Source organism: Novosphingobium guangzhouense, assembly GCF_002896965.1.
Lineage (GTDB): Bacteria > Pseudomonadota > Alphaproteobacteria > Sphingomonadales > Sphingomonadaceae > Novosphingobium > Novosphingobium guangzhouense.
In genome coordinates this window covers 137359-161376 of sequence record NZ_LYMM01000062.1, presented here as the reverse complement: position 1 = coordinate 161376, position 24018 = coordinate 137359, and the positions used below count along the sequence as shown (strand labels likewise).

The following is a 24018-nucleotide window of genomic DNA, read 5'->3' as shown; positions in this document are numbered from 1 at the left end:
CTTATCCTGCCTTTGGAATCTGCGACTGCAACAGAGATTTGCAAAGAAACTGAAACATATACGTAATGCGTTGTAACATCGCAACACGTTGCGACAAACCGTTGCCAGAAGCGTCCGAGCGATCGAATTCCTGCAATTGCCAGGCACAAAAAAGAGGGCGGCCTCCGAAGAGACCGCCCCCGTTTTCTGACTTAACCTGACGGTTTAGAAGTCGACCTTCGCGCCCAGGCGGAAGTAACGGCCGACCATGTTGGCCTGGCCCCACGCCGGGTTGTAGTTGAAGATCGAGTACGCAGCCATCGGATCGAACTTCGGCTTGATCGCGAACGCGTTGAGGATGTTCGCATAGATCGAGAAGTTGTCGCTGACCTGGACGTTCGCCGAAATGTCGAAGTTCCACTGCGCGCCGACCTTGCACTTCACGGCCGAACCATCGGGGTAGTTCACGGCGTTGTCGCCGGTGCCGCAGCCGGTGCCGCTGTAGTCGACCGACCACAGGTCGTAACCGTGCGTGTAGTACGCCGTACCGGTCAGCGACACCTTACCCATGGTGAAGGTGTTCTGCCACGAACCACGCCACTTGGGCGAACCCGAGCAAGAGGTGTAGTCGCAGGGGCTGAGCGAGCCGTCGTAACGCTCGACGCTGCCGTTTGCACGGATCATTTCGTACTTGATGAGGTACGAGGCATCGAGGCTGCTCGTCCAGGTAACCGGACCGAAGTCGTAGGAAACGTTCGCACCGAAGTCGATACCCTCGACAACCTGCGAGTCGCCGTTGGTGTACGAGTATTCGATGAAGCCCGGGTTGGCGAGCGCACCGGGGAATGCCGGGTCGGCATCGAGCGGACGGATGGTCACGCCTTCAACCGCGTTGGTGTTTCCGGTGGTCAGGTAGGCGTCCAGAGCCGCATTCTGTTCGTCGGCAGAGACGCCGCCGATGATGCCCTTAATCTTCGTGCGGAAGTAATCCACAGTGAAGCTGACGTTGCGCATCGGTTCGAAGACGGCGCCCAGGGTGTAGCTGGTCGACTTCTCGGGATCGAGCTCGGGGTTGCCGGTGCCGGTACGACCGAGGCTGTAGGCCGCGGTCACGTAGTTGTTGTTGTTGTGCGAGGCGCAGTAAGCCACGTACTCTTCACAGTCGATCGAGAAGCTGGTGTAGCCGGTGGTCGGCAGACCGTATGCTTCGTTGAACGAAGGGATACGGAAGCCCTTCGACCAGGTACCACGCAGCAAGAGCTGTTCGATCGGCTTGATCTTCACGCCGAACTTGGGCGAGAAGTTCTTCTGACCGGAAGAGTAGCTGTCGTAGCGGCCCGAAGCCGACAGTTCGACCTGATCGATGATCGGGGCGCTGATGTCGTAGAAGGCCGACTTCACGTTGCGGCTGCCGGCTGCGCCGACTGCGTTGATGGTGAAGTAACGGTCATACGGATCGGCATCGTTGGCAGGGTTGGCCGACTGGTCGTCGAGCGATTCCTTGCGATACGAAGCGCCGACAGCGACCTGCAGCGAACCGCCGGGCAGTTCGAAGAGTGCGCGCTGGATGGTGCCTTCGACCTGCCACAGCTTGGAGGTCGAAACCTTGCGGTTCACCGGAGCCACGTAGTCACGCACTTCCTGCGAGTTCAGCCAGGGCTGCGCAAAGTTGTACTCACCGGTTGCGATAAGGTCGGCAAGGCGCTGCGGGATCAGGTAGTTGCGGCTGGTGCGGGTCAGCTGCACTTCCGAAGCGGTGGCGCCGAGGGTGTAAGCCCATTCGTCGTCGCTGCCGAAGGTGCCGTTGACGCCTGCCTGGACACGCATCGAACGCGCACCCGTTTCAACCGTCTGCGGCTTGTCATAACGACCGCGCAGCACTGCGGTCAGGCCTTCAGAAGCGAAGGGGTTGTTCGGGTTGAGCGTGCCGTTGGCAGCGTTACAGCCCGAGCTGACGTTAATGCCGTTCGAGAACGTGGCAGTGCCGTCAGAGCAGACATAAACCGGCAGGACGACCTGCGACCAGCTTGCGCTGCTCGGCGGCGGGGTCGAGTTCGGGAACGCGGCAGGGCTGAGCTGGGCGTAAGTGCTGGTCTTGGTCCAGTCGACCGAGACGAATGCTTCCGCCTTCTCGCCAAGCTTGACCGTCGCGCGACCGGCGAAGCCATAGCGCTTGGTTTCCGGACGGATGGTTGCGTAAAGGTCCTTGAGGTCAGCCGAGCAGACGTTGGGGCCGTAAAGGCCGCCGCCGGACGCGCTTGCAGGCAGAGTCGTCGGAGTCGAGTTGAACGCCGCGCAGTCCGGGTTCAGGAGCTGATAGCGGCTGACGGGGTTGCCGTCCGCACCCAGCAGCAGGTCACCCTCATCGTCACGGAACACGCCGTTTTCGTCGCCGCGGCCCACGATCGGGGCGAGCGGGATGGTCGAACCACCAAGCGTGCCGTTCGGGTTGACACCGAACGTGTACCAGCGGGTGGGCGTGTTAAGGCAGCTGCCGGCGTCGTTGCAGATGCCGCCGAGGTAGCCGGTGTTGAAGGGATAGCCGCGGTTGCGCGCGTAGATCTCTTCGTTCTTGCGGTACATGCCGCTGACGTAGACGTTGAAACCGTCGGTTTCGAGATCGCCGTGTCCGACCGTGACGTCGATGCGCTGTTCGCTGCCGTCGCCGTGGTCGGAAATGCCGTTCGAGAGGTTCGCGTGTACGCCCTGAACCTGCTTCTTGGTGATGACGTTGATCACGCCGGCAACCGCGTCAGCACCGTAAGTCGACGAAGCGCCGTCCTTCACGACTTCGATGCGATCGATCACCGCGTCGGGGATCGAGTTCAGGTCGACGAAGTTGCGGTGGCCGTCGTCCGCGACGGGATACATGGCCATGCGCATGCCGTCGAAGATCGTCAGGGTGTTCTGAACGGTCAGGCCGCGCAGCGAAACGGCGTTGGCGCCGGCTGCGAAGTTATTGCCGTTGTTCCAGCCTTCCGAGATGGTGCCCGAACCGTTGGCGGAAAGGCGCTGCAGGGCTTCGGCAGCGGTGTTGATGCCGCGCTGCTCGAAGTTGTCGGCCGAAATCACGGTGACCGGCGATGCCGTTTCAGCATCGGTGCGGCGCAGCAGCGAGCCGGTGACGACGATGACATTCGAATCGTCTGCGGCCGTCTCTTCCGCGGTCTGCGGAGCTGCGTCCTGCGCGTGCGCGGTTCCGCACAGCAGTGCGAAAGCCGTAAGGCTTGTCGCGCCGCGCAGCGCGGCCTTCTGGATGGTGGTTTTCACTTTTGTGTCCCTTGTTGCTTCGTTCATCAGGCGGATGCGTGACCAATTCCGACTGATGACCCGTTGCTGGCTTTCTGATGCGCGCACGCATCGTGATGCCATGCGCAATCTTGTTGCGCCGGAGTGTTCTCCTTTCAATGGATTTTGCCGAGTTGCAAAAAATGGGTCGCCGGTTGTGGTAATGGCGCAACACGCATTGGCACGCAGTCGCCGGCCATGGGTGATGGGGCGAGGATTCAAGCCAATTACGGCAAACAATAGACCTGTTGCATATGGGCATTGTCCACAGTGTTTCTTGCGTGCGGCATCGCCCCGGTGAAATCCTGTTGCGTTGTTGCTTGTCGTTCATGTGCAACGGATTGACCCTGCGGCGCGGGGCACTTAATCGGTTGATTAAACCGCATCGCGCAAAATGGTTGGCTCGCTTTACCGGATCGGCATAGGGCGCGCAGAGAAAAGGAAATCGGCATGAAACTGGACAGTTCGCTCTCTGCGGTGGTCACTGGCGCGGCCTCCGGTCTGGGCGCCGCCACGGCGCGGGCGCTGGCGGAAAAGGGCGTCAAGGTGGCCATCTTCGACCTCAATGCCGATGCCGGAGAGGCGCTGGCGGCAGAGATCGGCGGCGTGTTCTGCGCGGTCAATGTCACGGACGAGGACAGCGTGATCGCCGGATTCGCCAAGGCACGCGCCGCGCACGGGCAGGAGCGGGTGCTGGTGAACTGCGCAGGGATTGCGCCTGCCGCCAAGACCGTGGGCAAGAATCGCGAAACCGGCGAGCCGCGCGCCCATGACATGGCGCTGTTCGAGAAGGCGATCGCGATCAACCTTGTCGGCACCTTCCGCTGCATCAGCAAGGCCGCCGCAGGCATGGCCGCGCTTGAGCCGGTCGATGCTGCCGGTTCGCGCGGGGCTATCGTCAATACTGCCAGCGTTGCCGCACAGGACGGGCAGATCGGGCAGGCCGCCTATGCCGCGTCGAAGGGCGGCGTACTGGCGATGACGCTGCCGGTCGCGCGCGATCTGATGAGTGAGGGCATTCGCGTGAACACTATCCTGCCGGGCATCTTCGAGACGCCGATGATGGCCGGGATGCCCCAGGGCGTGCAGGATGCACTGGCGGCCATGGTGCCGTTCCCCAAGCGTCTGGGCAAGCCGGAGGAATACGCCAAGCTGGCGCTGTTCATGCTGGAGCATGACTATCTCAACGGCGAATCGATCCGTCTCGACGGTGCGATCCGCATGGGGCCGAAGTAACCGCAGATGAAGGAACGGTCCGTCTCCGCCGCTGAAGCCGTGCCGCCCGGCGCGCGAGCGATGCTGCTTGACACCGCAAGCGCGATCATGCGCGACGGCGACGTGATCGACATCTCCCTGTCGGAACTGAGCCTGCGTTCGGGGCTGAACTCGGCGCTGGTGAAGTACTACTTCGGTAACAAGGCCGGGCTGCTCAAGGCGCTGCTCGATCGCGACTGGGAGGCGATCGTCGCCAGCGTCGATGCGCTTGTGGCCAAGGACGGGTGGGAGCCGGAGGCGAAGCTGCGGCGGCATTTGTGGAAGGTGGTCGATACCTTCTACGAAGTGCCCTACCTCAACCGCCTGACCATGCGCATGGTGCGTGAGAGCGACGATACAGAGGCACGGCGCATCGCCGACTGCTACCTGTCGCCGATCTACCGCGCCTATGAACAACTGATCGGCGACGGCGTGCGGGCCGGGGTGTTCCGCGAGATCGACCCGCAGCTGTTCTATTTCACGGTGACGGGCGCGGTGGACCGCTTCTTCTCGGCGCGGCTGGTGCTCAAGCACTGCTTCGATCAGGACACGCTGACCGAGGAACTGCGCGACCGCTACCGCGAACACACCATCGACATCATCATGGCGGGCATCCTCGCACGCTGATGGCCCGCAAGAAGAAGCGCTACCTTACCGCGACGATGGCGGACGGCTACGTCAAGACCATCGGCCCGACCGCGGATACTTTCACGCATTACTGGCGCGTGGTGGCCGAATTGCAGAACGGCAAGACGGAAGTGTTCTGGGGCCACGCCCGCTCTCTGGCGGAGGCGAAGAAGAAGCGCCTGCCGCTGGACGAGGCGGCGAAGATGCGCGGATGGAAGGGGTTCCAGTTCGAAATCGCGGAACTGGTGGAGACGGATGGGTAAGCGCGCGCCGGCCTCGGGGGCTTCGACAGGCTCAGCCTGAGCGGGGTTGGAAGGTCTGACTTGGGTGCATCGGTGCAAGTTCTTTTTCACCGCATCGTCACCCTGAACTTGTTTCAGGGTCTATCAAGCCGATAGCCCAATTCCATAGTCCGCGAACCGACGGTGCGGTTTGCCGTTCAACGCTGCGGCACCAACCGCACGATGGACCCTGAAACAAGTTCAGGGTGACGGCGGATTTGGGTGGGAAACGGACCTTAATCTTCTGGGTCCATTATAGGCCGACCCGTCGCCAGTCGCTTAACGGTGTGAATGGCGAGAGATGTGAACAAGACAATGCCATATGTGCCGCCAAGCATAACTCCAGCAGCCATCATTACCGTGGACCAGTAGCGCGTCATTTCAATCCCTACGACGCGAACGAGAAAAGCCGCGCCGAGCAGGTAAAGGAAGGCTAGAATAACCCCGCTGCCGAGAAAGTAAGCGCGCATACGGCGTCGAGCACGCTTGAAGCGCACCGCGCTCATGGGGTTCGTTTGCCACTCATCGGCACTGTTTGGCAGTGATATTTAAGTTCCGCAATGAGGCGTAACCCGCCGTTGCCACAATCGCACTCATAAGCCGCACGAGGGGCGTCGACAGTTTGGGGAGCGTGAGGGTGTTAACCCTCGCCCTTGTCCTTGAACTTTCGTGCCCCCTGAAAATCAGCCTGCCTTGCCCGGACCGGAGCCGGAGAATGCGTCTCCGATCGAGCAGGCTGCGGGGCCGAGGATCACGACGAACAGCGTGGGCAGGATGAACAGGATCAGCGGCACGGTCATGATCGCGGGCAGGCGGGCGGCTTTTTCCTCGGCGCGCATCATGCGTTCGTTGCGGAATTCGGCCGAAAGCACACGCAGGGCGGAGGCCAGCGGAGTGCCGTAGCGCTCGGTCTGGACCATGGTGGTGACCACGCCCTTCACCGCATCGAGATTGACGCGATAGGCAAGGTTCTCGAACGCGGCGCGGCGTTCCGTCAGGAACGACAGTTCGATCGAGGTCATCGAGAATTCGTCGCCCAGTTCGGGATAGGCGCGTCCCAGTTCGCGGGACACGCGCTCGAAGGCGGCGTCCACCGTCAGGCCTGCCTCTGCGCAGATGACCAGCAGGTCGAGCGCATCGGGCAGGCCCTTGCGGATCGCGTCGGTGCGCTTGGAGACGAGGTTCTGGATGTAGATGTCCGGCCCCTTGTACCCGGCCAGCACCATGGCCGCGAAGCCCATGAACTTCTTGAAATCCGACCATTCGGGGAAATAGTTGATCCCGTAGATCACCAGCGCGGCGATACCGCCCAGCACGATCGGCGCGACAAGGCGGGCAAAGACGACGGCGACAGCCCATTCCTTGTTGCGGATGCCTGCCTGAGCCAGCTTCTGCTCGATCGTCTTGATTTGGCTGTCCTGCAGCATCCGGGCCTTGCCCAGGAACGCGCCCAGCCGGTCGGTGGTGTCGTTGCGGCGCACCACGCTCTGGCGCTTGCGGGCGGTGGCGACGATACCGGCCTTGAGCTGTTCACGCCGGGCGTTCAGCGCCTTGACCCGCTTCTGCATCGGATCGCGGATGGTGACGGCGGTGTAGATCGCGAAGAGCACGGCGGCGGCCGCAACCATGGTAAGCAGCGTGCCGACGAACGTGACGTCGAAGCCGAGGAGGGTGGGACCGGCGGGTTGGTCTAGCATGGGCTGGTCCTCAGATCTCGAAGCTGACCATCTTGGCCATGATGAAGGCGCCGATGCCCATCCACACGGCGCCGCCGATTCCGGCGACGATCAGGCGTTCGTCGATGAAGAACTGGCCGATGTAGTTGGGGCTGATCCACCAGATCATGGCGAAGACGATGAACGGCAGCGAGCCGACGATATAGGCCGAGGCCTTGGATTCCGAACTCATCGCCCGGATCTTGAGCTTCATCTGCGCGCGCTTGCGCAGCACGTCCGACAGGTTCGCCAGCGTTTCAGCCAGGTTGCCGCCGGTTTCGCGCTGGATGGCAAGGGTGATGCAGAAGAAGTTGAATTCCGGCATCGCCAGCCTGTCGGCGGTTTCCTGGAGCGCGTCCTCCATCGTCTTGCCCACCTTCATGCGGTCGGTGATCAGCTTGAACTCTTCAGCTACGGGGCCGGGGATTTCCTGCGATACGATGGTGAGCGTCTCCGACACCGGCAGGCCCGAACGCAGGCCGCGCACGAGCAGGTCGATGGCGTCGGCGAACTTGACGGTGAAGGCGTTGCTGCGGCGCTTGATGAAATGGCCCACGACCATGTGCGGCAGCCCGGCGCCCACGAAGATGCCGAACGCCAGCGCCAGCAGCAGCGCGCCGGACTTGAGGAACAGCAGCAGCGTCACCACCGCGCCGAGGCCGATCGAGCCGTAGAGGTACTGCTGCATGGTCCAGGGCAGGCCCGAACGGTGCAGCCGCAGTGCCAGCGCCTCTGCGCGCGATGCGGAACCGGCGATCTGATGAATGCGCGGCTTGCGGGCGGCGACAGCGCGGCGCATCTGCGCCTCCAGCCGGTCATTGGCGCTGTCGGAGTGGCGGAAGCGCACGGCTTTCAGGCGGCGCGTCGTCTCTTTCTTGGGCGACGGCCCGGAAAGCAGCGCCCAGAACAGCAGCGCGAAGCCGGCAAGCCCCGTCGTTACCATGATGACCTGAAGGAAGTTCATAGCCTTTACCGAACCTTGCGCCGTTGCCGGACCTTGCACCCCTTAGGAGGACGCAGGGGCCTTTTTCTTTGCCTTGGGCATCATCGCCTTGAGATCGAACTTGCCGAGCAGCGAGGGCTTGGCCGCAGCGGCTGCATCTTCGCCGATGTCCGCAATGTCGCGCGCAAGATCGCGCAGCACCGCGCCCGACTTTGCCGTGCGGTTGGCATCGGCAAAGGTCTGGCCCAGCTTCGCGGCCATCGAAGCGGCCTTGAGGTCATAGGGGATCGACAGGTCGATGCGTGTTTCGATCGAGGCTTCGAAATCGGCCTTGCTGATTTCCGCCATCGCGCTCTGCACCTTGTTGGCGACCACGATCAGCCGGGTCTGCGGCGCATTGGCCCTGAACCACGAAAGCAGGCGGATGGTATCGCGCGCGGAGGCCAGCGTCATCTCCGTCACCAGCACCGCAACGCCAAGGTTGGCGACGAGCTGGGGGAAGTTGATCAGCATGTTGCGCGGCATGTCCACCACGGTCATCTCGAACGCCGCGCGGAATTCCTCCTCCAGCTGCATGAAGGCGGAGCCGTCGGTCAGCAGGGGCGAATTGATCGGCGCTTCGGCGGACAGGATCGCGAGGTTGTCGTTGGCGCGGATCATCGCGCGTTCGATGAACAGGCCGTCGATGCGGCTGGGGTTCTCGATCGCGTCGGTCAGGCCGCGTCCCGGCTCAAGGTCAAGGCACAGCGCGCCGGTGCCGAAGTGGATGTCGAGATCGAGCAGCGCGGTCGGCAGCTTGTGGTCGGTGCTGAACAGCCATGCCAGCGAGGTGGCGATGGTAGAGGCGCCAACGCCGCCGCGCGTGCCGATGACGGCAACCGAAGTATGCTGCTTGCCCGAACCGGCGTCCGCCACGCGCGGGGCGGAGAACACCGACTGCGCCTGCGCCAGTGCATCGCGCACGGCGGCGGACTGCAGGGGCTTGAGCAGGTAGTCATGGATGCCGCTGGCGATCAGATCGCGGTAGAGGCGCACGTCGTTGACCTGGCCCACGGCGACGACGACCGTGCCCGGTTCGCACACTTCGGCCAGGGCGTTGATGTCGCTCAGCGGGTCGCCGCTTTCCGACAGGTCGACGAGCAGGATGTTGGGGCTGGCCGAAATCGCCAGCGATTGCACGGCGTTGCGCAGGCCGCCCTTGTAGCACTTTTCCGGCTGCCAGCCCATCTCGATGGCGACAGGGCGCAGAACGTCCAGCGATGCCTCGTCGCACAGGAACGCGGCGAACTGGTCGCGGCTGCCGGGGCCACCGGTCTTCCAGGGAGCGTTCATGGCCATCAGTTTTCCTTGCTGCCGGTCTGCGAGACCGTGTTGCCCTTGCCGGTGGTCGGCGCGGCGCGGTAAGCCTCGATCGCCTTGTTGGATGTCATCACCACCGTCGATCCGGTGTCGGTCTGGCCGTGGACAAGGTCTTCCGGGTTGGCGACCATGGCGGCAAGATTGGAATTGATCGCGCAGCCGTAATTGGTGGATGTCGCGTTGCCGGGATTGAAATCGCTTTTCGCGGACCAGTCCGGGCAGCCGGGCACATGGGCCTTGGCGCGGCTGATGGTGATGCGCGCGGTGCCTGCGGGCACGGTGCCGGTCGGCGCGGTGGCATCGTCCAGCACCACGCCGTAGCGGTCTGCCACGGTGGCGATGGCGCTGCGGGTGGCGCCGCTCATGTTCGGGTCGTCGATCGAGATATGGTCGCCGTACTTGAGGCCCACGGCCTCGAACCACCCTGCGAGACGGGCCTGTTCGCCATAGGCGAGGCCATCGCCGCTGCTGGTCACGTCGATGCGGTAATCCGATTTGGTGACCACCGGCTGGTGGACCGAGTACATCGAACGGTTTTCGGGGATGCCGCCGCAACCTGCCAGTGACAGGCCAAGGGCAAGGGCGATCGCCGTGCTGGCGATGGGAAGGCGGGCGAGAGTAGCCTTGCGCATCATGGTCACCTTTCTCGCTTAGAAACTGAAGCCGGGCTTGGCGGTATCGCCGGACGCGGTGCGTTTGGACTTCTTGCCCTTCACGGGCGCGGGATCGGCAGTGCCCACGGGCTCTCCTATGGCGGGGCCGCTGTTGCCCGACGGCGCCATGGTCGCCTCGGGGCGCTTGGCGCCGCTGCTGCTGTCGCTATCCATGTTGCCCAGGATGCGCTGCAGTTCGTTGGGCGAATTGAAGCCGTCGGTCGGCAGCGCGACTTGCGATGCCGCGTTCATCGGGTTGACCAGGTAAGGGGTGACGATGATCACCAGTTCGGTCTCTCCGCGCCGGTAGCTGGTCGAACGGAACAGCGAGCCGAGGATCGGCAGGTCGCCCGCGCCCGGCATCTTCTGGATCGTGTTGGACGTGTTGTTGCTGAGCAGTCCGGCGATCATGAAGCTCTGGCCCGAACCCAGTTCGATGGTCGTTTCGGTGCGGCGCACGGTCAGCGCGGGCACTTCGTAACCGTTGAGCGTGACCGAGCCTTCGCTCGACAGTTCGGACACTTCGGGACGCACGCGCATCGAGATGCGGCCGCTGGACAGCACCGTGGGGGTGTAGCTGAGGCTGACGCCATACTTCTTGTATTCGATCGACGTCGCCCCAAGGCCGTTGTTGACCGGGATCGGATACTCGCCGCCCGCAAGGAAGTCTGCCGTCTCGCCGGAAAGCGAGGTGAGGTTGGGCTGTGCCAGCGTGCTGACAAGGCCCACCGTCTCGCCCGCGTCCAGCGCGCCGAGGATGTTGAGGCCCAGCAGCTTGCCCGCGAAGCCCAGGGTGGTGCCCGTGGCGGTGGCGGTGACGTTCGAGCCGGTCAGGTTCGCGAGCTCGCCGGTGACCGGGTCGATCCCGACTTGCGAAGTCGCCCCCGTGCCCACGCCCAGTACGCGGCCGGGGTAGAAGTTGTTGCCGATCGTGCCGCCCTGACCGACGCCGAATTTGAAGCCGCCCGTACCGTCGAGAGTGGCGAGTTTGGTGCTCAATGACTTGAGCAGCGAGCGGCTGACTTCGGCGATGCGCACCTGCAGGTTGACCTGCAGCGGCGTGGCGATGCGCAGGCGGCTGATGACGTTGGAATCCTTGCCCGCATAGGCATGGACAAGCCGCTCCGCCTCCGCGGCATCTTCGGGGTTCTTGATCGTGCCGGTGAGCAGGAAGGTGTTCGATCCCATCGTCGAGACGCCGATCTTCGCGTCCGGCATGGCGAGGCGCAGCATCGAATCGACGCTGTCGAGGTTCGATCCCACGCGCACCGTGCCTGACCAGACGACCGCGCCCGCCGCGTTGCTGGCGTAGACGGTGGTGGTCCCGCCCGCTTTGCCGAACACGTAGAACTGCTTGGAAGACTTGACCTGCACGTCCGCTACCGCATCGTTGGCGACGAAGACGTCTGCCATCGCGCCGGGCACGTTGACGAGCTGGCCCGCTCCGATCGACAGGCTGACGTCCTGCGTCGGCTGCACGACCGAGGCGGCCGGAGTCTGAGCATGGGCCTGAGCATGGGCTGGGGCGGCGGTCATCGCCGTCATCGCGGCAGTCGCGGTTACGGTAGTCAGTGCGGACTTGAGAAGACGCTGCTTCATCGTGATGCCCTCAAAGGGGGATGGACGGGTGCCGGACGCGGTCATCGTTACTTTCCCACCGGCTCGACGGTGGTGTCCTTGCCGCGCGTTACGCGCACGACGGGGCCGACATGCACCGGGGCGGCCGCTACTTGCGGAGCCATACCCGCGACGGGAGCGGCCTGAGCCGGGGCGCTGCCACCCTGCGGCGGGCGCGAGGAGCGCTGGAAGCGCGATACGTCGGCGCCGGTGACGAACGTGGTGGCGCCGTCCATCGGGCGGTTCATGGCCTGGCTCATGAACTTCTCTTCCTGCTCGCGCGTGGCGCCTTCGGGCAGCTTGACGTCGCCGCTGGCAAGGATGCGGTCGAATTCGCCCTGATTGTCGGCGATAGAGCGCAGCGACAGGCTCAGCTGGCCGATGGTCTGCGCGACGGCGACCTTTTCGGCGATGCGCGGGGTGACTTCGAGCGTGACGGTGCGGAAGCCTTGAACCTGTGTCTTGCCGTCTTCCACCGTGCTGGCGGTCGCCTGATCGGTGGCAAGGACGCGCAGGTTGCGCAGGATCGTTTCGGCGGTGCGCAGCGAATCGCCCTCGCCGGTGACGTTTTGGGTCAGCACCAGATCGATGCGGTCGCCGGGGAAGACGAAGCCGCCCACGCCCGTATCGGCCGAAACCGAGATGGTGACGGCGCGCATGCCCGGCCCGAGCGCGGCGGCAAGGAACCCGCGATCGCCCGGCGCAACGAGGGCGCCTTGCGTCAGCGGCTGGCCGGCGGTGATCGGAAAGCGCACCACGGTGCCCAGCAGCTTGGTCATGTCGGCCTTGCCGTCGACGTAGTAGGCGTCCTGAACAAGATTGTTCGGCCAGCTCTGGAACGAAACCGAATCGGCCGTGATGATCGTGCCCACGGGCAGGGCGCGCTGGGCGACCAGCACCTTGGGCCCGGTCTGCTCAGCTGCCGGCACAGCCCCGGCCTGCGGCGCTGCGCCGCCTGCGAACATCGTCCTCGCAGCAAAAGCGGTAAAGGCCGCAACGAGCAGCGCAACCGCAAGCAGCACCACTTTCTTCCTGTCCATGGCTTGGAAAGCCCCTTAGTAAAAATCCCCGAACCGTTCGGGCTTATGGGGTAAATTGGTTAAGAACGGGTTCACCCCGTTACTTGCGTAAACCGCGTTAGCTTCAGCCCGCCACGGCTGCAGGCTGGCCTGCGGACTGGCCTGAGGGCTGGACTGCGACAAGGCTTTGCGAGCCCATCACCCACAGCGCCGCGGCGGCGATGGCGATGCCGTAGGGCACCTCGATTCGCGATTTCTGGCGGCGCATGATGTGGCGCATCCCAAAGAGGAAAAGGCCCAGTACGACTGCTCCGGCAAGCGGGATCGCCCACAGGCCGGGCAGGACGTCGGCAAGCGCCTGCAGCGTTCCGGGCGGCACCACCGGGCGGTCGGTCGCGATCGCAAGGACGATGGCCCCGGCGCAGCACACCCACGCCAGCGCAACGATGCCTGCAACGATATCGCGGGCGCCCTCCTTGCGGCCGGGCGTCATGTTGAAGGCCGCCATGGCAAGCGAGGCGCCGCCCCCCAGAACCGCCATCAGCACGATCAGTTGCAGGAACGCGGCGGGCGCAAACCACAGCGCCAGCGCGGCCAGCAGCTTCACGTCGCCGCCGCCCATCTGGCCGATGGCGAAGAGGACGCAGGCGACCGCGAAGGTCAGTGCCGCCAGGCCGATCTGCACGCCGATGGCGAAGGGGCCAAGCCCCATCGCCAGCCACCACAGCGGCGCGGCGATCGCGATGCCAAGGTTCAGCCAGTTGTCGATGTGCCGCGCGCGCAGGTCCGTGAACGCCGCGAAGAGCAGCGCCGTTGCCAAGGCAGCCAGCAATGCGTAGGAAAATACAGCGCCCGTCATGTTTTCGTACCTCGGATCGCGTGCGCTCTACCGTGGCAACCGCTACCAAATAGTAACTACGACACATCGATCACGAACCGGGGCTTGCCACCACAGTGACCATCGCCGTCGACAGTTTCATCCAGTCTCCCGCACGCCGCGCGATCCCGGCAGCAGCGTGCGAATCGCGCTGGGCCTTGCCGGACGGCCACCTGCTGCGCCGGATCGACTGGGCCGCAGACACGACCGCAAGCGGGCAGCGCGGCTCGATCCTGTTCATGCCGGGGCGCGGCGACGCTTACGAGAAATGGCTGGAGACGCTGGACGGCTGGCACCGCGAAGGCTGGAACGTCACGTCCGCAGATTGGCGCGGGCAGGCGGGTTCGGGCCGTCTCGGCCGGGATGGGACGACCGGGCACGTTCCCGATTTCGCTCTGTGGGTGCAGGACTACGCGGCGCTTTATGCGGACTGGGCGGCTTCGACACCGGGGCCGCACGTTGCCATCGCGCATTCGATGGGCGGGCAGATCGTGTTGCGGGCAGTAGCCGAAGGCGCGGTGAAACCCGATGCGCTGGTGCTGTCCGCGCCGATGCTGGGCATCCACCCGACCTGGGTTCCGGCAGGGGTACTGCACAGGCTTGCACGCGGGATCGTGCGGCTGGGTGATCCGCGACGCCCGGCGTGGAAGGGCGGCGAAAAGCCGGGTGCGCAGCCACGCGCACGCAGCCTGCTGCTGACTCATGACGAAAGCCGCTACGACGATGAGGACTGGTGGCGCCGTCAACGCCCGGCCATCGGCATGGGTGCGGCAAGCTGGGGCTGGATCGAACGCGCGCTCGCCTCGATCCGGTCGCTGGAGCGGCCCGGCATGCTGGAAGCAGTGGACGTGCCGGTGCTGCTGCTGGGCACCAGCATTGACGGCCTCGTCTCGTGGCGGGCGATCCGCCGCGCGGCGCAGCGGCTGCCGCATGGCGAACTGGTGGCCTTCGGGCCCGAATGCCGCCACGAAATCCTGCGCGAAGTCGATCCGGTGCGCAATCGCGCGCTGGGTGCCATCAGGGAGTTTCTGGATCGCTGCGCCGCGCAGCAAGGCGCTTCGACGGGCGCTGCCTGAGCCTTTCGGCGCTCCATCCGTACCATACAGGGCTTCCAAATCCCGGCGCACATGCTCTAGGGGCTGAGCGGGATGGAAGCAGCGTTCGATATCGTCATCGTCGGGGCCGGGATGGCCGGGGCATCTCTGGCCGCCGCCATCGGCCGATGCGCGCGTGTGCTGATGCTGGAGGCCGAAGAGCGGCCCGGCTACCACGCCACCGGCCGTTCCGCCGCGTTCTGGACCGAAAGCTACGGCGGCCCCGGTGTGCAGCCGCTGACGACCGCATCGGGGCCAACCCTGCGCGACCTTGGCGTTTTGACCCCGCGCGGCGCGCTGACGCTGGGCCGCGCGGGGCAGGAGCGGGACGTCGAACGCTTTGCCGCGCGTTACCGCGCGCTGGGCGTGGAAATGCACCTGCTGGACCGCGCCGAGATCGCCGCTCGGGTGCCTGCGTTGCTGCCCGAATGGACTTGCGGTGCGCTTGAGCCCAGCACTTGCGATATCGATGTGGCGGCGCTCCACCAGCATTATCTGGCCGAGGCGCGGCGCGGCGGCGTTGGCTTGTGGTGCCGCGCCGGGCTTACCGCGCTGGGGCGGCGCGGCGGCGGCTGGCTGTTGACGCTTGCCGATGGCCGGCAGGTGCAGGCGGGCGTACTGGTCAACGCGGCAGGGGCCTGGGCTGATGACGTGGCGCGTCTGGCGGGCCTCGCCCCGCTGGGCATCGCGCCTTATCGCCGCACTATCGCGCAAGTCGCGGTCGGGATGCAGGTGCCGGACGACCTGCCGCTGGTGCTCGACGTGGCGGGAAGCTTCTACTTCAAGCCCGAAAGCGGCCGTCTCTGGCTTAGCCCGCATGACGAGACGCCAAGCCTGCCCTGCGATGCCGCGCCTGAGGAAATCGACGTGGCGCTTGCGGTCGATCGCTTCGAACAGGTCGTCGGCTGGCCGGTGGAGCGGGTGGAGCATCGCTGGGCGGGCTTGCGCTCGTTCGCGCCCGATCGCCTGCCGGTCTACGGCTTTGCACGGGATGAACCCGCGTTCTTCTGGTTCGCCGGGCAGGGCGGCTTCGGCATCCAGACCGCGCCCGCTGCCGCCGATCTTGGCGCGCGCCTGCTGACGGGGGAGGCACCCGGAGCGGTCGATCCTGCGCCCTTTGCGCCGGGGCGATTCGGCTGACGGCTATTCCGCGTTCGGGGCGGCAGGGGAGCCTTGCGGCACCTTGCGCCCCGGTGCGACGAAGTGCCAGGCCAGCAGTACCGGCTCCAGCACCGCCATGCCCACGAAGACGCTCAACAGCCGTTGCGCGGCGGGGCCGATGGCTGCGTGTTCGTAACTGTCGGGCACCAGCACGACCAGCACTGCCAGCGTGAACTGCAGGCCAAGATACGTCACCTTGGGCAAGCCGTTCTCGATATGGCGGCCGACGATGATGCCGATGCAGGTGCCCGCGATGAGGACGGGCACACTGCCTTGCGCCAGTATCAGCACGACCAGAGCCAGCGCGCCGCCCGCGATGCAGCCCAGCGCGCGATGGAGCAGGCGGCGCGATACGGGAACAAAGCCGCTCGCCCCGATGCCAGCGACAGGCACGATCATCACCGCCATGATCGTCACGGCGGCCTGCGGCAGTTCGGGCAGGTTGAAAAGGGCGTGGAGCAGCGGCAGCATGGCGATGGCAAGCCCGGCCTGCGATGCGTGGCGCGCCGCGTGAGGGTGCCAGCGCATCCGGTCCGGCGGCGGCTTGCGGTCCATCCACCAGCGCTTGCCCGCCAGCGCACCGGCGGCCAGGCTGACCAGCGTGCAGGCGAGCGTGCCGGCCACCACTTCCAGCAGGCGCGTCTGCGCGAAATGGATGGTGTCGAGGTCCGGCCGCTCGATCTTGTCGAACAGGATCATCTCGAAGGTCAGGCCGAACAGCAGCCAGGCATAGGCGCGCCGTGCCGTCAGCATTCCGTAGAGGCCGATGGCGCCCACCGTCTCGGCCGCGATCATCGCCAGCGGCAGGGAGTGCGCGGCATAAGGCACCACCAGCAAGGCAAGCCCGCAGCCCACTGCGGTGCCAACGATGCGCAGCACGCCGCGCACAAGCGTTTCGGCGATGTCGCTCTTGAGCAGGACGAAGGCGCTGAAGGCGGCCCATGACACCATCTCCGCGCCGATGGCATGGGCGATGACGATGGCCAGCAGCACGGAAGCCACGCAGGCCCATTCGTCCGCCATGCGCGGGCCCGGAGTGAACAGGGCGCGGATCTCGGTTTTCAGCATGGGGGAAAGGGCGCGCATCGGGGACAGTCTAGGAAGAACCGCAGACGAATTGAAGCACGTCGTCTCCGGCACCGGGAAAGGCGTCAGGCAGCAGCCTTGGCGGCGTCGCTGGCCAGCTTGTCCACCCGCTCGTTCTCGACGTGGCCGGTGTGGCCGCGCACCCATTGCCATTCGACCTTGTGGCGGCCTGCAGCCTCGATCAGTTCATGCCACAGGTCGGCATTGCGCACCGGCTGCTTGCTGGCGTTGACCCAGCCCTTCTTCTTCCAGCCGTGGACCCATTTGGTGATCCCGTCGATGACGTACTTGCTGTCCGTGCAGAGTGTGACCTCGCAGGGCTCGATCAGGGCGTTGAGCCCCTTGATCGCGGCCGTCATCTCCATGCGGTTGTTGGTGGTGTCAGGCTCTCCGCCTGACATTTCCTTTTCATGCGGGCCCATGCGCAGCAGCACGCCCCAGCCGCCGGGGCCGGGGTTGCCCTTGCAGGCGCCGTCGGTGAAGATTTCCACCTGTTTCATGCGGACACTCCATCTACGAACGTCCGGGCATTTTCGGGGTTCGCGTAGAATTCCAGCCGCCGGGCAAAGGCCATGGGATCCTTGGGCGTCACCAGCGCATCGGCAGGCGTGTTGAGCCAGTCGTACGCGCGGGTGGCCAGGAAGCGCACCGCCGCGCCGCGCGCCAGCAGGGGCAGCGCCGCCTGCTCTGCCTTACTCAGCGGACGCACCGCGCAGTAGCCTTCAAGGAGCGCCGTGGAGAGCGCCGGGTCAAACCGGGCGCCGTCCGAACTGAAGCACCATGCCGCATGTGTCACGGCAACGTCGTAGGCGAACAGATCCGTGCAGGCGAAGTAGAAGTCGATGAGCCCTGTAACCTTGTCGCCCAGCATCAGGACATTGTCGGGAAACAGGTCTGCGTGGATGACGCCGCGCGGCAGGTCTGCGGGCCACCGGGCGGCCAGCAGGGCCAGTTCGCGTTCGACGATGCGGCCAAGTTCCGGGTGGATCGATTCGAGCCCCTCGCGCCCGCAGTCCGCCAGCAGCTGTTGCCAGGCGGGCAGTGCCAGCGAGTTGGCGCGCGAGGCGGGGAAGTTCGCCGCCGCCAGATGGATCTGCGCCAGCGCCCCGCCCACCGCGCGGGCCTGTTCGGGGGTGGGTTCGGAAACCGAGACGCCGGGCAGGAATTCGATCAGCGCCAGCGCCTTGTCGCCGTCCGGCGTCCGATGCAGGCGATGGCTGGCGCCTTCGCAATCATGCATCGTGCGCGCAACCGGGGCGCCATGCTCTGCCAGATGATCGAGCAGGTCGAGGAAGAACGGCAGGTCCGCGATCTCGGTGCGGCTTTCGAACATAGTCAGGATGAAGCGGCGCGGCCGCTTTTGGCCATCCGGGCCGTCCTGTTCGGTTTCGATCAGCCAGTTGCTGTTCGAAACGCCCTCCGCGATGCCCTTGGCCGAAGTCAGCGTGCCAACGTCGAACGCGGCGATGATCCCGGCCATCTCCTCGGCGCCGAGTCGTGTGTATACTGCCATGGTTCAGCGGGCCAGCTGGCGCGGAAGCTTGAAGGTCATATGCTCGCGCTCGGTCACGATTTCCTCGGCGGCGACGGTGCGCAGCGTCTTGATGCGGGCGATCACTTCGTTGACCAGTTCCTCGGGTGCGGAGGCACCGGCGGTGAGGCCCACGGTGGCGACGCCTTCCAGCCATGCGGGATCGATTTCCGCAGCGCGCTGGATCATGCGACCGGTGACGCCGCAACGCTCCGCCACTTCGACAAGGCGCAGCGAATTGCTGCTCTTGGGTGATCCGATCACCAGCACCAGATCGCACTGCGGGGCGATCTGCTTGACGGCGGCCTGCCGGTTGGACGTGGCATAGCAGATGTCTTCTGCCTTGGGCGCGACGACTTGCGGGAAGCGGGCCTCGATCGCCTTGATGATCGCATGCGTGTCATCGACCGAAAGCGTCGTCTGCGACAGGTAGGACAGCTCCGTTTCCGCCGGGAAGCTGAGAGCGGCGACATCGTCCACCGTTTCCACCAGCGTCATGTTGCCTTCGGGCACCTGGCCGAACGTGCCGATCACTTCGGGGTGGCCGGCATGACCGATGAACAGGATGTGGCGGCCCGCCTCGATCTGGCGCTCTGCCTGGCGGTGGACCTTGCTGACGAGCGGGCAGGTGGCATCCAGCCATTCGAGCCCGCGCGCGCTGGCCGCTGCGGGAACCGACTTAGGCACGCCATGCGCGCTGAAGATTACCGGAACGCCATCGGGCACTTCGTCCAGTTCCTCGACGAAGATGGCGCCCTTGGCCTTGAGGCTGTCGACCACGAACTTGTTATGGACGATCTCGTGACGCACGTAGACAGGCGCGCCGTACAGCTCGATCGCGCGCTCCACGATCTCGATGGCCCGGTCTACACCGGCGCAGAAGCCGCGCGGGGCGGCGATCAGGAGGCGGATCGGCGTTTCGCCGAGGCTCGCCGTCGTGGACTGAAAGGGCGCGTTCATGTTCGTCCCCCTAGCGCTTTGCCGCGCGCCTCGCTAGGGCAAGCGCACGCCATTCGAGGAAGTTCACGATGAATGCACGCCGCCTGACCGCTACTGTCCTGTGCTCTGCCGCCGCGTTGACCGCGCTTAGCGGGTGCAAGACCAAGGGCGAGATCGTGGTCGATCAGGGTGTCGGCATCACTGCCGTGCGCTCGAAGTGCCCGGCGGTCGGTATCCCCGACTACACCGGCGACATCACCACTTTCCGTGGTCCCGCCAAGACGGCGGATGCCATCGACGTCGTCGCCTCGATGACCCAGGTCCGCGCCCAGTGCGACGAAGCCGTGGGTGAAAAGGTCACTTCTGCGGTGAGCTTCGAGGTCCGTGGTCGCCGCAGCGATACCAGCGGTGCGCGGCAGGTGACCTTGCCCTACTTCGTCAGCGTGCTGCAGGGCGGTGGATCGGTGATTTCCAAGCGCGTGGGAAGCGTGACGCTCAACTTCGCGGACGGTCAGGCGCGCGCGCAGGCGACCGTCAATGCCAACGCCTTCATCGATCGCGGCGCCGCAACGCTGCCTGACGAGATTCGCGATCGCATCACCCGCAAGCGCAAGGCAGGCGATACCGATGCCGCCGTCGATCCGCTGTCCGAGCCCGATGTGAAGGCGGCAGTGGCCCGCGCCTCGTTCGAAGTGCTGGTCGGTTTCCAGCTGGACGAAAGCCAGCTGGCGTACAACGCCACGCGTTGAGGTAAGGGCTGGGGCGGGAGGCTATCCCGCCCGCGCGGCTTCTATCGCCATGCGCGCTGCAGCAGCCATGCGCTTGCGATCGGCGCGGTCTTCGCGCGGTAGTGGGGGCAGGAAGTGGATCGTCAGGTCCACCGGGCGCCAGCGAGCGAGGATGCCCAGCGCATTGTCCAGTCCCGGCTCTTCGCCGACCCATGCCACTTTGCGGGTTTCGGCGCCGTAATCGAGCCACACCGGCTGTACCGGAATATCCGAATCGCCCTCGATCGCTGAGAGCAGCGAGGACTTGAAGGGCAGCGTGCCCGTTCCGTCCGAACAGGTGCCTTCGGGAAAGATCGTCAGAGCGCCGGTATCGGCAAGAGCGATGCGGACCTTTTCGATCTGCGCGGCGACGCTACGGCGTTCATGCCGGGCAACGAAGACGGTATCGTTCAGTTCGCAGAGCCAGCGCAGCGGGCCGATCTGGGCCAGGCCGTCATGCGCGACGAAGGCGCTGCCGGTGCGCCCGGCGATGGCAAGGATGTCCAGCCAGGTGACGTGATTGGCAAGGAAGAACGTGCGCCGGGCAGGGCGCGGGCCGCTTGTCCGGATGCGCAGGCCCGCAATCGCGCCGACGCCGCGCAGGAACAGGCGCGGCACCGGATTGTGTGCGGTGAAGATCGCGAAGAGATAATAGAGCGCCAGGCTTGCCGCCAGCAGCGCCAGCATGGCGGTCAGGCGCAGCGCGATCAGCGGCCAGCCCCAGGCCGCGACGCGGCGTCGGGCAAGGGGCATGGCCGCAGTCATTCGCGCATCAACGACGCAGAGGGGACTCGGCGTCTTCGCGGCCGAGGCGGACGCCGTAAAGCTCCATGCGGTGATCGACGAGGCGATAGCCAAGGCGTTCCGCGATCTGGCGCTGCAGCGCTTCGAGTTCGGGGTCGACGAATTCGATGACCTGGCCGCTTTCAACATCGATCATGTGATCGTGATGCGCTTCGGGCGCGGCTTCGTAGCGGGCGCGGCCATCACCGAAGTCATGGCGATCAAGGATGCCGGCTTCTTCGAACAGGCGAACGGTGCGGTAGACCGTGGCGATCGAAATGCCGGGATCGATCGCGGTTGCGCGCTCGTGCAGCTTTTCGACGTCGGGGTGATCGGTGCTTTCCGAAAGAACCTTGGCGATCACGCGACGCTGTTCGGTGATGCGCAGGCCGCGTTCGGCGCAGAGGGCTTCGATGTCGATGGGTTGGTTCACGATGGACCTGTAAATAAAGAAAGAGGCGCACCGCCTAGATAGGGCGATGCGCCTGCAATCACAACCGAGTTGAAAGGCCGGTTGTTGGGCTGTGGCAATCGATCGCAACCTTTGTCCCCGGAAAATCGAATTTCCGTAACGCGAGTGCAGATGCGTCGAACGTCAGGCCCGTGCCGACCTTTCCGCAGGATCAGGCCGCGGCGGTCTTGGGCTTGCGACCGCGACGGGCGTTCGACTTGCGGCCCAGGCCGATCTTCTTCGCGAGTTCGCGACGCTTTTCGGCATAGTTGGGAGCGACCATTGGATAGTCGGCGGGCAGGTTCCAGCGCGCGCGATATTCTTCCGGGGTCATGTTGTAGTGCGTCATGAGGTGGCGCTTGAGCATCTTGAGCTTCTTGCCGTCTTCAAGGCACACGATGTAGTCGGGCTTGACCGATGCGCGGACCGACACTGCCGGTTCGGGCTTTTCTTCTTCGACCACCGGTGCGCCGCCAAGACCCGCAAGGGCGCCGTAGACGTTGGTGATCAGGGTGGGCAGATCTTCGACCGAGACACTGTTGTTGCTGACGTGCGCGGCGACGATGTCCGACGCGAGCGTGATGAGCGTCTCATTCATGTCGGTCTGGATAGTTTCCATATGTTCTACGTCCTTTGGTGCGACCAAATTATTAGGGCAACAATCCTTTGCGGGGCTGTTGATGCGACGCAATGAACGATTTTTGCGGTGAATGCAAGTTTGATTCAAAGTTGCACATGATCTGCATTAAAGGAAATATTAATGCAGATTCTATGGCCTTCGGTATTTCAGCCTATATCGTGTGCAAAAGTAAGGGCATCTAGCCGCTCACCGCTGGGTGTGCGGTAGTATTCGCGTCTTTCGCCGATAGGGCTAAACCCGAAATTTCTGTAAAGTAGTTCGGCTGGATTGCCTTTTCGCATTTCCAGAAGTAGCCGATGCGCGCCACGTTCCCTTGCGCCCGAACGAAGCACTTCAAGCAGTTTGCGGCCAAGTCCCCGGCCTCTGCTTTCAGGAATGACTGCGAGAAGCAAAAGTTCCTCTTCCTCGAATCCGGTGCGGGACAAGAAAAAGCCGGCAGCCGATTCGTTATCGGCCGGTGTGTGACCTTGCGCACACAAGATATGATAATGGGTGTTTCCGAACTTCAGCGCGTCCTCGACTTGGCGGCGGTTCCACGCTTCGCCGTATATCGGATCGAAGGATGCGCCCATGACGGCCATGATCCGGTCGAGGTCGTCGATCATCAGGCCGCTCCGGCCGGCAACTTGGCGTCCGGCCCACGTCCGTAGAGGGGGTGAGTCTCCGTCAGCAGTGCCGATGCGGGCAGCAACGCGAATGCGCGGGCGTCAGGCAACAGGGGCAGCGCGCGCCCGAACCCCCGCGCAGTGACGAGCGCCTGGGCCTGGCTGCCGGCCACCAGATCATTGGTAACAGCAAGAGATGCCGCGTCGGGGCGCAGCGAGGCGAGGGCAGAGGTGCTTGCGCCATCGGCGGCGAAGCTCTCCACGAACCATTCGCCATGGCCGCCGGTGGTGACGACCGAGAGCGGCTGCGCTCCTTCTGAATCGCGTGCCATCGCGGCGATCAGGGCGAGCGTGGGATATCCGGCGATTTGCGCGCCCCATGCCAGCGCCAGCGCCCGCGCTGCGGCCAGGCCCACGCGCACGCCGGTAAAACTGCCGGGGCCAAGGGCGACGGCGATGCGGTTTGCACGTCCCTTGCCGGGCAGCGCCGCGATCATCGGCACCAGAGCTTCGGCGTGACCGCGCCCGAGCAGGCGGTATTCGCCCGCGACCAGCGTGTCGCCGGAAAAGAGCGCGACCGAGCAGGCGTCGGTCGCGCTGTCTATGACGAGCGTGGAAGTCGATGGGGTGGAGGTGGTCAAGCGACTGTTCCGGGCCGCAGAGACAACGGGCCGATCAGGCCGCGCGCACTTCGCTGACTTCGGGGACGTAATGCTTGAGCAGGCTTTCGATGCCGTGCTTGAGCGTCGCCGACGAGGAAGGGCAGCCCGAGCAGGCGCCCTGCATGGACAAATAGACCACACCTTCGCGGAAGCCGCGATAGACGATGTCGCCGCCGTCGTTTGCAACGGCAGGGCGCACGCGGCTTTCGATGAGATCCTTGATCTGCGCCACGATGTCGGCATCGGCGGGGTCATCGCCAAAGTCTTCGTCCTCGGCCGGGACGGAGAAGCCGCTGGCGTCGCCGCCACTGAACAGCGGCGCCTCGGAAACGAAATGATCAAGCAGGATCGCGACGACTTGCGGGCGCAGCGAGGGCCATTCAACGCCCGGCGCGGCAGTAACGGCTATGAAGCTGTTGCCGAAGAAGACGCTTACCACGTCACCCAGATCGAACAGCGCCTGCGCCAGCGGAGAGCTTTCCGCATCCTCGGGTGAGAGAAATTCGCGCGTTCCCGCTGCCATCACCTGCCGTCCGGGCAGGAACTTGAGCGTGGAGGGGTTGGGTGTGGCTTCGGTTTCGATGAACATGATGTTCGCGATTTAGGTGAAGTGTCGGGAGGGTCAAGAGCACAACGGGAATGGATGCGGTGAAACAGGCGTTGAAATGCGCGCGCTATTCACTGGCC

The 24018-nt window shown here is 64.8% G+C and carries 24 protein-coding genes; 6 read left to right on the top strand and 18 right to left on the bottom strand.

Going from position 1 to position 24018, the window contains the following annotated elements; all coding sequences use genetic code 11:
• Positions 1-204 precede the first annotated feature (204 nt).
• Positions 205-3249, bottom strand: a complete 3045-nt coding sequence (locus tag A8V01_RS21220; RefSeq protein WP_170066024.1) for a TonB-dependent receptor plug domain-containing protein — start codon at positions 3247-3249, stop codon at positions 205-207.
• A gap of 468 nt (positions 3250-3717) precedes the next feature.
• Here A8V01_RS21220 and A8V01_RS21215 point away from each other — a divergent pair, with 468 nt between their 5' ends.
• Genes A8V01_RS21215 through A8V01_RS21205 form a run of 3 tightly spaced genes read left to right on the top strand, consistent with a single transcriptional unit; the run spans position 3718 to position 5411 of the window.
• On the top strand, positions 3718-4503 hold the full coding sequence (locus A8V01_RS21215; protein ID WP_103098282.1) for an SDR family oxidoreductase: 786 nt from the start codon (positions 3718-3720) through the stop codon (positions 4501-4503).
• A 6-nt stretch (positions 4504-4509) separates the two neighbouring features.
• Positions 4510-5148, top strand: coding sequence for a TetR family transcriptional regulator (locus A8V01_RS21210; protein WP_103098281.1), 639 nt, complete (start codon positions 4510-4512; stop codon positions 5146-5148).
• Positions 5148-5411 carry a hypothetical protein gene (locus A8V01_RS21205; protein WP_103098280.1) on the top strand — a complete coding sequence of 88 codons (264 nt, stop codon included), beginning with the start codon at positions 5148-5150 and terminating at the stop codon, positions 5409-5411. Before A8V01_RS21210 ends, A8V01_RS21205 begins: the two co-directional genes overlap by 1 nt.
• A 701-nt stretch (positions 5412-6112) precedes the next feature.
• On the opposite strand, the gene A8V01_RS21195 is transcribed toward A8V01_RS21205, so the two are convergent.
• The 7 genes from A8V01_RS21195 to A8V01_RS21165 form a co-directional block, all read right to left on the bottom strand.
• Positions 6113-7126, bottom strand: a complete 1014-nt coding sequence (locus A8V01_RS21195; RefSeq protein ID WP_103098278.1) for a type II secretion system F family protein — start codon at positions 7124-7126, stop codon at positions 6113-6115.
• A 10-nt stretch (positions 7127-7136) separates the two neighbouring features.
• On the bottom strand, positions 7137-8108 hold the full coding sequence (locus tag A8V01_RS21190; RefSeq protein ID WP_103098277.1) for a type II secretion system F family protein: 972 nt from the start codon (positions 8106-8108) through the stop codon (positions 7137-7139).
• A 42-nt stretch (positions 8109-8150) separates the two neighbouring features.
• Complete coding sequence (locus A8V01_RS21185; protein WP_103098276.1) at positions 8151-9419, bottom strand: P-loop NTPase family protein; 1269 nt, start codon at positions 9417-9419, stop codon at positions 8151-8153.
• Between the two features lie 5 nt (positions 9420-9424).
• The gene (locus A8V01_RS21180; protein ID WP_342747404.1) at positions 9425-10081 is read right to left on the bottom strand and encodes a CpaD family pilus assembly protein; all 657 of its coding nucleotides are present in this window, start codon (positions 10079-10081) and stop codon (positions 9425-9427) included.
• Positions 10082-10096: 15 nt separating this feature from the next.
• Complete coding sequence (locus A8V01_RS21175; protein ID WP_211295099.1) at positions 10097-11698, bottom strand: type II and III secretion system protein family protein; 1602 nt, start codon at positions 11696-11698, stop codon at positions 10097-10099.
• 47 nt (positions 11699-11745) lie between these two features.
• A complete protein-coding gene (cpaB, locus tag A8V01_RS21170; protein WP_103098274.1) occupies positions 11746-12756 on the bottom strand; it encodes a Flp pilus assembly protein CpaB in 1011 nt (336 codons plus the stop codon).
• A gap of 103 nt (positions 12757-12859) precedes the next feature.
• Positions 12860-13594, bottom strand: a complete 735-nt coding sequence (locus tag A8V01_RS21165; protein ID WP_103098273.1) for a prepilin peptidase — start codon at positions 13592-13594, stop codon at positions 12860-12862.
• 95 nt (positions 13595-13689) lie between these two features.
• Between A8V01_RS21165 and A8V01_RS21160 the strand changes: the two genes are divergently transcribed.
• Together A8V01_RS21160 and A8V01_RS21155 are read left to right on the top strand one after the other, a co-directional pair.
• Positions 13690-14688, top strand: coding sequence for an alpha/beta fold hydrolase (locus tag A8V01_RS21160; RefSeq protein ID WP_103098272.1), 999 nt, complete (start codon positions 13690-13692; stop codon positions 14686-14688).
• Positions 14689-14760: 72 nt separating this feature from the next.
• Positions 14761-15846, top strand: a complete 1086-nt coding sequence (locus tag A8V01_RS21155; RefSeq protein WP_103098271.1) for an NAD(P)/FAD-dependent oxidoreductase — start codon at positions 14761-14763, stop codon at positions 15844-15846.
• A 3-nt stretch (positions 15847-15849) separates the two neighbouring features.
• On the opposite strand, the gene A8V01_RS21150 is transcribed toward A8V01_RS21155, so the two are convergent.
• The 4 genes from A8V01_RS21150 to ispH all read right to left on the bottom strand — a co-directional run bounded on the left by A8V01_RS21150 (position 15850) and on the right by ispH (position 19444).
• Complete coding sequence (locus tag A8V01_RS21150) at positions 15850-16953, bottom strand: FUSC family protein (protein WP_245892758.1); 1104 nt, start codon at positions 16951-16953, stop codon at positions 15850-15852.
• Positions 16954-17018: 65 nt separating this feature from the next.
• A complete protein-coding gene (gene rnhA / locus A8V01_RS21145) occupies positions 17019-17453 on the bottom strand; it encodes a ribonuclease HI (protein ID WP_103098270.1) in 435 nt (144 codons plus the stop codon).
• Positions 17450-18466, bottom strand: coding sequence for a homoserine kinase (gene thrB / locus A8V01_RS21140; protein ID WP_103098269.1), 1017 nt, complete (start codon positions 18464-18466; stop codon positions 17450-17452). The genes rnhA and thrB overlap by 4 nt, the downstream gene beginning before the upstream one ends.
• Positions 18467-18469: 3 nt before the next feature.
• Complete coding sequence (gene ispH / locus A8V01_RS21135; RefSeq protein WP_103098268.1) at positions 18470-19444, bottom strand: 4-hydroxy-3-methylbut-2-enyl diphosphate reductase; 975 nt, start codon at positions 19442-19444, stop codon at positions 18470-18472.
• Between the two features lie 68 nt (positions 19445-19512).
• Between ispH and A8V01_RS21130 the strand changes: the two genes are divergently transcribed.
• Positions 19513-20172, top strand: a complete 660-nt coding sequence (locus A8V01_RS21130; protein ID WP_103098267.1) for a hypothetical protein — start codon at positions 19513-19515, stop codon at positions 20170-20172.
• A gap of 21 nt (positions 20173-20193) precedes the next feature.
• On the opposite strand, the gene A8V01_RS21125 is transcribed toward A8V01_RS21130, so the two are convergent.
• The 6 genes from A8V01_RS21125 to A8V01_RS21100 all read right to left on the bottom strand — a co-directional run bounded on the left by A8V01_RS21125 (position 20194) and on the right by A8V01_RS21100 (position 23920).
• Positions 20194-20943 (bottom strand): lysophospholipid acyltransferase family protein, encoded by a 750-nt coding sequence (locus A8V01_RS21125; RefSeq protein WP_425437351.1) that lies wholly within the window; start codon positions 20941-20943, stop codon positions 20194-20196.
• A gap of 19 nt (positions 20944-20962) precedes the next feature.
• Positions 20963-21406, bottom strand: a complete 444-nt coding sequence (locus tag A8V01_RS21120) for a Fur family transcriptional regulator (RefSeq protein WP_103098265.1) — start codon at positions 21404-21406, stop codon at positions 20963-20965.
• A gap of 190 nt (positions 21407-21596) precedes the next feature.
• Entirely contained in the window at positions 21597-22043 is a 447-nt protein-coding gene (locus A8V01_RS21115) for a Ros/MucR family transcriptional regulator (protein ID WP_103098264.1), read from the bottom strand.
• A gap of 167 nt (positions 22044-22210) precedes the next feature.
• A complete protein-coding gene (locus A8V01_RS21110; RefSeq protein WP_103098263.1) occupies positions 22211-22669 on the bottom strand; it encodes a GNAT family N-acetyltransferase in 459 nt (152 codons plus the stop codon).
• Positions 22669-23310, bottom strand: a complete 642-nt coding sequence (tsaB, locus tag A8V01_RS21105) for a tRNA (adenosine(37)-N6)-threonylcarbamoyltransferase complex dimerization subunit type 1 TsaB (protein WP_103098262.1) — start codon at positions 23308-23310, stop codon at positions 22669-22671. Before tsaB ends, A8V01_RS21110 begins: the two co-directional genes overlap by 1 nt.
• A gap of 34 nt (positions 23311-23344) precedes the next feature.
• Complete coding sequence (locus tag A8V01_RS21100) at positions 23345-23920, bottom strand: NifU family protein (RefSeq protein ID WP_103098261.1); 576 nt, start codon at positions 23918-23920, stop codon at positions 23345-23347.
• Positions 23921-24018 lie beyond the last annotated feature (98 nt).

Excerpts from the sequence above, each read along its gene's own strand:
- A8V01_RS21215 (WP_103098282.1), top strand. The coding sequence starts at position 3,718 with ATGAAACTGGACAGTTCGCTCTCTGCGGTGGTCACTGGCGCGGCCTCC.
- A8V01_RS21210 (WP_103098281.1), top strand. The coding sequence starts at position 4,510 with ATGAAGGAACGGTCCGTCTCCGCCGCTGAAGCCGTGCCGCCCGGCGCG.
- A8V01_RS21205 (WP_103098280.1), top strand. The coding sequence starts at position 5,148 with ATGGCCCGCAAGAAGAAGCGCTACCTTACCGCGACGATGGCGGACGGC.
- A8V01_RS21195 (WP_103098278.1), bottom strand. The coding sequence starts at position 7,126 with ATGCTAGACCAACCCGCCGGTCCCACCCTCCTCGGCTTCGACGTCACG.
- A8V01_RS21190 (WP_103098277.1), bottom strand. The coding sequence starts at position 8,108 with ATGAACTTCCTTCAGGTCATCATGGTAACGACGGGGCTTGCCGGCTTC.
- A8V01_RS21185 (WP_103098276.1), bottom strand. The coding sequence starts at position 9,419 with ATGAACGCTCCCTGGAAGACCGGTGGCCCCGGCAGCCGCGACCAGTTC.
- A8V01_RS21180 (WP_342747404.1), bottom strand. The coding sequence starts at position 10,081 with ATGATGCGCAAGGCTACTCTCGCCCGCCTTCCCATCGCCAGCACGGCG.
- A8V01_RS21175 (WP_211295099.1), bottom strand. The coding sequence starts at position 11,698 with ATGAAGCAGCGTCTTCTCAAGTCCGCACTGACTACCGTAACCGCGACT.
- cpaB (WP_103098274.1), bottom strand. The coding sequence starts at position 12,756 with ATGGACAGGAAGAAAGTGGTGCTGCTTGCGGTTGCGCTGCTCGTTGCG.
- A8V01_RS21165 (WP_103098273.1), bottom strand. The coding sequence starts at position 13,594 with ATGACGGGCGCTGTATTTTCCTACGCATTGCTGGCTGCCTTGGCAACG.
- A8V01_RS21155 (WP_103098271.1), top strand. The coding sequence starts at position 14,761 with ATGGAAGCAGCGTTCGATATCGTCATCGTCGGGGCCGGGATGGCCGGG.
- A8V01_RS21150 (WP_245892758.1), bottom strand. The coding sequence starts at position 16,953 with ATGCGCGCCCTTTCCCCCATGCTGAAAACCGAGATCCGCGCCCTGTTC.
- rnhA (WP_103098270.1), bottom strand. The coding sequence starts at position 17,453 with ATGAAACAGGTGGAAATCTTCACCGACGGCGCCTGCAAGGGCAACCCC.
- thrB (WP_103098269.1), bottom strand. The coding sequence starts at position 18,466 with ATGGCAGTATACACACGACTCGGCGCCGAGGAGATGGCCGGGATCATC.
- ispH (WP_103098268.1), bottom strand. The coding sequence starts at position 19,444 with ATGAACGCGCCCTTTCAGTCCACGACGGCGAGCCTCGGCGAAACGCCG.
- A8V01_RS21130 (WP_103098267.1), top strand. The coding sequence starts at position 19,513 with ATGAATGCACGCCGCCTGACCGCTACTGTCCTGTGCTCTGCCGCCGCG.
- A8V01_RS21125 (WP_425437351.1), bottom strand. The coding sequence starts at position 20,943 with ATGCCCCTTGCCCGACGCCGCGTCGCGGCCTGGGGCTGGCCGCTGATC.
- A8V01_RS21115 (WP_103098264.1), bottom strand. The coding sequence starts at position 22,043 with ATGGAAACTATCCAGACCGACATGAATGAGACGCTCATCACGCTCGCG.
- A8V01_RS21110 (WP_103098263.1), bottom strand. The coding sequence starts at position 22,669 with ATGATCGACGACCTCGACCGGATCATGGCCGTCATGGGCGCATCCTTC.
- A8V01_RS21100 (WP_103098261.1), bottom strand. The coding sequence starts at position 23,920 with ATGTTCATCGAAACCGAAGCCACACCCAACCCCTCCACGCTCAAGTTC.